Annotated in this window: 5 protein-coding genes and 3 pseudogenes; 3 read left to right on the forward strand and 5 right to left on the reverse strand. The window is 59.7% G+C overall.

All coding sequences use genetic code 11. The annotated features are described in order from the left end of the window. A pseudogene (locus BG61_RS37285) lies at positions 1-740 on the reverse strand (sensor histidine kinase); the annotation flags it as partial. Between the two features lie 461 nt (positions 741-1,201). Between BG61_RS37285 and BG61_RS43505 the strand changes: the two are divergent. Beyond that, positions 1,202-1,378 carry a hypothetical protein gene (locus BG61_RS43505; RefSeq protein ID WP_169743340.1) on the forward strand — a complete coding sequence of 59 codons (177 nt, stop codon included), beginning with the start codon at positions 1,202-1,204 and terminating at the stop codon, positions 1,376-1,378. A 178-nt stretch (positions 1,379-1,556) separates the two neighbouring features. On the opposite strand, the pseudogene BG61_RS37295 reads toward BG61_RS43505, so the two are convergent. Both BG61_RS37295 and BG61_RS37300 read right to left on the reverse strand, forming a co-directional pair. Next, positions 1,557-1,917: pseudogene (locus tag BG61_RS37295) on the reverse strand (integration host factor subunit alpha). Positions 1,918-1,986: 69 nt separating this feature from the next. Beyond that, positions 1,987-2,337 carry an HVO_A0114 family putative DNA-binding protein gene (locus BG61_RS37300; protein ID WP_035943190.1) on the reverse strand — a complete coding sequence of 117 codons (351 nt, stop codon included), beginning with the start codon at positions 2,335-2,337 and terminating at the stop codon, positions 1,987-1,989. Positions 2,338-2,382: 45 nt separating this feature from the next. Here BG61_RS37300 and BG61_RS44525 point away from each other — a divergent pair, with 45 nt between their 5' ends. Further along, positions 2,383-3,111 (forward strand): AMP-binding protein, encoded by a 729-nt coding sequence (locus BG61_RS44525; protein WP_051673074.1) that lies wholly within the window; start codon positions 2,383-2,385, stop codon positions 3,109-3,111. A gap of 163 nt (positions 3,112-3,274) precedes the next feature. Then, on the forward strand, positions 3,275-4,042 hold the full coding sequence (locus BG61_RS44530) for a lysophospholipid acyltransferase family protein (RefSeq protein ID WP_233469220.1): 768 nt from the start codon (positions 3,275-3,277) through the stop codon (positions 4,040-4,042). A gap of 107 nt (positions 4,043-4,149) precedes the next feature. Here the strand turns inward: BG61_RS44530 and BG61_RS44535 are convergent. Together BG61_RS44535 and BG61_RS37315 are read right to left on the reverse strand one after the other, a co-directional pair. Beyond that, a pseudogene (locus BG61_RS44535) lies at positions 4,150-4,392 on the reverse strand (rod shape-determining protein); the annotation flags it as partial. Then, positions 4,389-6,266 (reverse strand): potassium transporter Kup, encoded by a 1,878-nt coding sequence (locus BG61_RS37315; RefSeq protein WP_035943193.1) that lies wholly within the window; start codon positions 6,264-6,266, stop codon positions 4,389-4,391. The gene BG61_RS37315 and the pseudogene BG61_RS44535, both read right to left, overlap by 4 nt. Between the last annotated feature and the right edge of the window lie 493 nt (positions 6,267-6,759).

Here is a 6,759-nt window from a genome sequence, read left to right on the forward strand (position 1 = left end):
TCCCAGACACCGTTCGAGTCGCCAACGACCTCGAGATCGACCCGGTGATCCGGGTGCGCTGTGCGCAACAGGTCCAATGCCTCTGCTAACTGCTTCGCGAGGTCCACAATGCTCGGCGCGATGGCGATGCCCAAGCCGAGATTAGCTCGATTGAAATCTAGCATATCGTCCAGGAGCGCCTGCATGCGGGAACCGCTGTTAATCAACCGGCGCGCAGCTTCGGAAATTTTCCCTCCATCATTCAGTGCCGCCAAATAGACGGCTGTCATCTGAATCGTTTGAAGGGGACTGCGCATATCGTGCCCGAGCATGCCAAGAAACAGATTACGAGCCTGGTCAACTTGTGCGCTGAAATGGCGGACCGATTCGGCGAGTGCCTGATCGATGGCCTCGTTAAATCGGATCATGTCATCTAAATCCGGAGCGGTCGGATCGCATTCGTCGATCCAAAGCCGTAGAACGCTGGCGCGCAAGGCACGGTACTCCGCTGCCAGCTGATTGATGTTAAAGCCGTTTCGCGCCCGAAGGATGGCGTGCGTTTCCGCCGCAGTCTCGGGCGCGCCGATCAGTCTCGGGCTGCGCCCCATCGATTTTTCGGGCTGAGCCTCCGCCGTCTGTGGGCTCGCTAGGTCCCTTGCGACGGCCTCGAGAATCTGTTGCGCGTCGTTTCGCAATTCTAGCGGTTTAAGATTTGCGACAGCCGGCAACAGCGTGCCGGCAAAAGCCTCCCATTGCGCGAGTGCCGCGGCGAGCCCATGCCTTCGTCATGCCTGGTGGCAAGATCATCACGGCATCGCGATTGAACACGATGTGAAGGTCAAGGCCGAGTTCGCGGAGACTGCACTTCGCGCGCTCAGCATGAAGTACATGTTTGAGTTCGTTGGCGCTCGTACGCGTCACCATGTATTCGTCGCGCGAATCGCAGATAGTGCCCGTTGAAGAAGCCTGAGGGTCAGAAAACAGGTCCGGTTACTACGTCTCCAACATCTGCCACGCGCACTCGATGATTGGCGCCGTCAGCAGGAATTTTGTCAAGCGGCCATGAACGGGAGAATTGCGAACAACGATACGACGCATGACTGTGCAGTGTGGCGATCGCTACAAGATGAATGGGATTCCCGGAAGGGCCTGGTCCCGCTATGATGACGGCATCATAAATTGCTGTCGCGTACCGATGCTCTTCCCTCCCCTTCGCGTGCGCATGAAGCGCAAGCCGGTGCGCGGCACACTGGCCAGATATGAGGAGCGTATCGTCGAAGTCCTCGGGGAGGCGCGCGGTCAACGTGTGATGATTCGCTCGATACACCCGGACGGCATTGAACGCCAGACCGCGGTGAAGTGGGTAAACCTGCTGCCATTGGACGGGCAACTGTTCTAGCCAGCGATTGCCTTTCAATCGGGATAGGCAAAGCTGGGCGCCTGCCGATCTTGCTGATTTACAACCACCTCCTTAAATCCTGTGCCAGCGGTAATCTTCACGACATTTGGAGACTGAACTCGTTATCGTTGCGCCGGGTCTCCGGCTCTCGCGGCGAAACACCGACGAACAGCTTCGACTAGGGGCGGTCACGGCGTCGCTGTTCCGCGTCTGTTTCGAGCCGCGCCTTGAGCTTTTGACTCGCATGATAGGTCACGACGCGTCGCGCCGCAATGCTAGTCGTTTCGCCAGTTTTCGGATTCCGTCCTGGACGCTGCGACTTCTCTCGCAACTGAAACTTGCCGAAGCCAGACAACTGCACGTTCTCGCCCCTTTCCAGCGCGTCGCGCATCATCTCAAAAAATGCCTTAACGATCTCCTTCGCTTCGCGTTTGCTCAGAGCTGCACGGTCGCACAGTGTCTCAATCAGTTTAGGCAATCCTAAGCATCGACGTCTCGGTGGCCGCTTCAGCAGCAGCGGTCGGAGTATCGCGCATCATGGCGCGGCGTTGCGCCGAAAGAAGGGTCTCAAACCCATCGCTCACGTTCGTTGACTCCCGTTCCCCCGGTCACTGAAAGGTCATTTCCAACTCGACGCCCGAATAAGTCACGCGCGGCGCTATCTCACGGCGATGGCCTTCCTCAAAATGCACCAGGCCATAGCTTTCCATAGTCCTGAGCGTTCGCGAGAGATTGGATTTAGCACGGCCGGCCTTTTCGACCAGTTCGTTGAGCGATGCTGGGTTCGTTTCCGCGATCAGCGCGAGTAACGCACGGTTTTTCGCGGAAAGCACCTGTGCCAACGTTTCAAGCGACCGGAACCAGGCTTTCGGTTCATCGGCAGAAGGGACGTATTCGCCCCGTGCGATGGCCATGGTTCGAGCCTTGTACTTTTCGACTGTGGCAATGCCGACTTTCAATGTGTTCGGTCGCCGCTGACATTCATCGCACGACCGGAACGTTGGTTGCAGGCGATCGGTCGGTACCGCGCCACGATCACCGCCGCGCCGAATTTCGCCTACGACCGGTGCACAACGCGCATCACGCCCGAGGATCTGAAGGGCACCGACCTGTCGTCACTGCGCGTGGCGCTTTGCGGCGCCGAGCCGGTCAGCGCCCGCACGATGCGCGCATTCGTCGAACGGTTCACCAGCTACGGATTGGACGCGCGTGCACTGACCCCGGTGTACGGACTCGCGGAGAACACGCTCGGACTTACGTTCTCGCCCCTTGGCCGAGGCATGCGCGTCGATCGCATCAGTCGCGAGCAACTGGCCGCCTCCAACCGCGCCGTACCCGCCGCACATGACGTCGACATGCTCGAACTGGTATCGTGCGGCGCCGCGTTGCCGGGCAATACGGTGCGCATCGTCGACGTGGATGCTCGCGATGTGCCGGAACGCGTCGCCGGGAGCATCGAATTCCGCAGTCCGTCGGCGACCGCCGGCTATTACCGCAACGCCGAACAGACCGGGCGCCTAATCCGCGACGGCTGGCTCGACACCGGTGATATCGGCTATCTGGCCGACGGCGAACTCTTCATCACCGGGCGCGCCAAGGATCTCGTGATTCGCGCCGGACGCCACTTTTTTCCTATGAACTGGAAGAGTCAGTTTCGCGCCTGCGCGGTGTGCGGGACGGTTGTGTCGCGGTGTGCGGCGTGCCCGATGAGGCGACCGGTACCGACCAGCTGATTGTGATTGCCGAGACGCGCGAAACCGCGTCCGACGCGCTCGCGCGCATCCGAGGCTCGATTAACGAAGCCGCGCTCGCGATCTTCGGTGCCCCGCCCGAGCAGATCGCGCTGGTGCCGCCGCGCAGCAATGGGCCGGACTGCTGGCTGACAGCGTTGTTCCGATGTGCCGCCGCGCCGGGACCCGCGCGGTCGAACTCGCCTACGGTAGCGCATGCTGGCTACTGCTGGCAGTGATCGGCGTGCCAATCTGGCTCGCGACGACGCTGCGTGCGACTAACACCGCACGGAACTGGCACATCGCATCGCGAGCGTGCCGCCTCTTTATCAAGCTGGCTGGCATCCGGCTGACCGTGCGCGGCATCGAGTCCTGTCGCGCCAGGCCGGATGCGATTCTCGTCGCCAATCACGCGAGCTATCTCGATGGCGTAGTGCTGCTCGCGGCGTTGCCCGCGCCAGTCTGCATTGTTGCAAAACAGGAATTGAGCGCCAACTGGATTGCGCGCCCGTTTTTGCAATTGATCGGCGCGTACTTCGTCGAGCGACACGACTACGTGCGCGGCATCGCCGCCGAACATGAACTGATTGTGCGGGCCGCGGCCGGCGCGCCCCTATTATTCTTCGCGGAGAGGACATTCGCACGCGCGGCCGGCGTGCGGCCGTTCCGGCTCGGTGCGTTTGTCGCGGCATGCGCCGCGCATCGGCCGGTCATGCCGATCGCAATCGCTGGCACGCGCGCGATATTGCCGGACGGCCAGTGGCTGCCACGGCGCGGCGAGATCACTGTGTCGCTGCTCGATCCGATCGAGGCGCGCGGAGAGGACATTGGTGCGGCGGTCGAAATGCGAGACAGCGCCCGGGTGGCAATCGCACACGGGTGCGGTGAACCGATGTTGAGCATGGACGTACCGGCCGAAAGGCAAGCCGGTTAGCGCGGACCGTGTTTGGATGCGGTCAGCGAACGCCTGTCCGCAAACGCTCCTATCGTACAAGGCGTCCGACAAGGACATGAGGTCGCCGCGGCGCGCCACCACGCGTATTCGTAGGAGAAGACGCTGCAGAGTTTATCCATGGGTTCGATCGCGATGCGCGAGCCGCGCACGACGCAGGTCAGCGGGGCTTCGGCAACGAGCACCGGCAGGGCGGTTTCTTCGGCGAGCAGGCGGTCGAGATCACGCTGTAGCGCACCACCACCTGCGAGCTGCTTGGCGCGTTTGCTGTTTGCGATCAATTCGGCGACGGCGAACCGTTGAACAGTTCCAAGGCGCTCTTGGACAGTCAAATTTCTACCTGCGCGCCCAGTTCAATGACGCGATTGGCTGGAATCTTAAAGTAATCAGCGGCATCGCGCGCGTTGCGCGCCATTGCGGAATACAAGGCTTCGCGCCAGAGTGCCATGCCAGCTTTCGGGGTGGCTAGCACCGTATGACGGGCGATAAAGAAGGAAGTCTGCATCAGGTCAATCTCCAGTCCAGCCTGATAACACCGCTCCAAAGCGCGTGGGATGTCCCGTTCGTCCGAGAACCCATAGTACACATTGATCTGGTAGCAATTGTGCCCAAGTGGCTCAACCTTGATGCGCTCCCCCTCGGGAATCCTGGGGATGTCGGTCGCACACACGGTCAGAAATATGGTTCGTTCATGCAGTATCTTGTTATGAAGCAGGTTATGCAACAGCGCATGCGGCACCCCTTCCCCTTCAGCACGGAAAAATATGGCGGTGCCGTCAACACGGAGTGGCGGATTGACAAACAACGACTGCAGGAAGTCATTGATGGGAATGAGATGCCGCTGGAGGCTTTGAAACACCAGTGCTCGCCCCGTCCTCCAAGTCAGCATGACGGTGACCATGAACGCACTGAGAGTCAGGGTGAACCAGCCGCCACTGACGATTTTCAAACTTGTCGAAGAGAACAACGCCACGTCAATCACGAAAAAGAAGCCTGTCGCTGCCACGGACAGCATTATTGGATACTTCCAGCCGAAACGAACGACGAAAAAGGTTAACAGAGTCGTTGTCAGCATGGTGGCAGTCGCCGCAATGCCATAAGCCGAAGCCAGATTGGACGATGAGCCGAAAGCGACAACGGCCACTACCACAGCCGCGAGTTGTAACCAATTTACGAGCGGGATATAGATTTGCCCCTTTTCGCTTTCGGAGGTCTGGCAAATGCGCATACGCGGCAGAAAGCCCAGCGAAATGGCTTGCTGCGTCACCGAAAACGCGCCCGAGATGGTTGCCTGTGAGGCGATCACGGTCGCCGCGGTCGAGAGCACGACTAGTGGGTAGACGCTCCAGGTCCCGAGCTGCTGAAAAAAGGGATTGGTAACCGCTGCGGGATTCGCTAAAAGCAAGGCACCCTGTCCGAGGTAATTGAGCGCAAGCGCGGGAAAAACGACGGAGAACCAGGCCAGACGGACTGACTTTTTCCCGAAATGGCCCATATCGGCATATAGCGCCTCTGCGCCGGTAAGCGCCAGCACAACCGCACCCAGGGCCACGAAGGCGAACCATCCATTGTGAACCAGGAAGCCGAAGGCATGGACAGGATTGAAGGCGACCAGGATGACTGGGTTCCGCATGATATTAACGACGCCCATTACAGCCAGGGTAATGAACCAGACCAGCACAATCGGGCCGAACCATTTCCCGATTCCGGCTGTGCCCCGGCGCTGCGCCACGTACAGGGCGACCAGGACAGCTAACGTCAATGGAATGACATAAGGCTTAAAGTGGGGCGTGGCCACTTCCAGCCCCTCAATGGCCGATAAAACGGAGATGGCCGGGGTTATGACGCCGTCACCGAAAAACAGGCCGGCGCCGACCATCCCAAGCAGCATCACTGAATAATACCAGCGAGATTTCTGAGTGACCGAAGATAGGGCCAGCGCGGTCAGCGCCATGATGCCGCCTTCACCGCGATTGTCCGCTCGCAAGACGAGGGTCACATATTTGAGCGAAATAACGATTACCAGACCCCACAGAATCAGCGAGACAACCCCCAGCACGTTGGCGGGGTGAGGCGCAATGCCGTGATGTTCGGCGAATACCTCCTTCATCGTGTATAGCGGACTAGTGCCAATGTCTCCATAGACAATACCAATGGCACCAAGTGTTAGTGCCGCAACGCTACTTTTGGTGGAATCGGTGGTCAAGACGATACCTCGCTTATTGTGCCGCGCTGCAAAGGTGTTCTCTTAAGGTATAGCTCCCACAGCAATGTAGTGACAGCGCAAATTTCTGGTATGTGCGTCCTGTGCAACGTCTGATGGGGAGCGAGGCCGATTGCCTCGTCCTCCACGTCCGGTTCCTGGGGCTTTCCAGACGCTCGCTTTTCTCATGAGCCCGACAGCCGGTCGAGGTCCGATGGTTTGGGAGCGCGCGATCGAATTGCGAATCAGCGCCGCCGCTGCCACGAGCGACAGGTGCGGGACCGGCCCACGGACCTTGCGGTTCAACTCTAGCGTCCATCTCGGGACATGCGGAGTCCGGGGCGACAGCGACGGCCCATGGCGAATAGAAGCGATGCCTGGCACCTAGACGGCCTATGATGAAATCATCGAGGTGCGCCACTCGCGCCTCCTCACTGAAGGGGCGAAAAACATGGCCAAGAAGAAGACAGAATCCGTCTATCGTGTCACGGAAATC

Origin of the sequence: Caballeronia glathei, from assembly GCF_000698595.1 — a bacterium.
In the GTDB taxonomy this organism is placed as follows: domain Bacteria; phylum Pseudomonadota; class Gammaproteobacteria; order Burkholderiales; family Burkholderiaceae; genus Caballeronia; species Caballeronia glathei.

Coding starts and splice junctions, on each gene's coding strand:
- BG61_RS43505 (WP_169743340.1), top strand. CDS start 1,202: ATGAAGCGCAAGCCGGTGCGCGGCACACTGGCCAGATATGAGGAGCGT.
- BG61_RS44530 (WP_233469220.1), top strand. CDS start 3,275: ATGTGCCGCCGCGCCGGGACCCGCGCGGTCGAACTCGCCTACGGTAGC.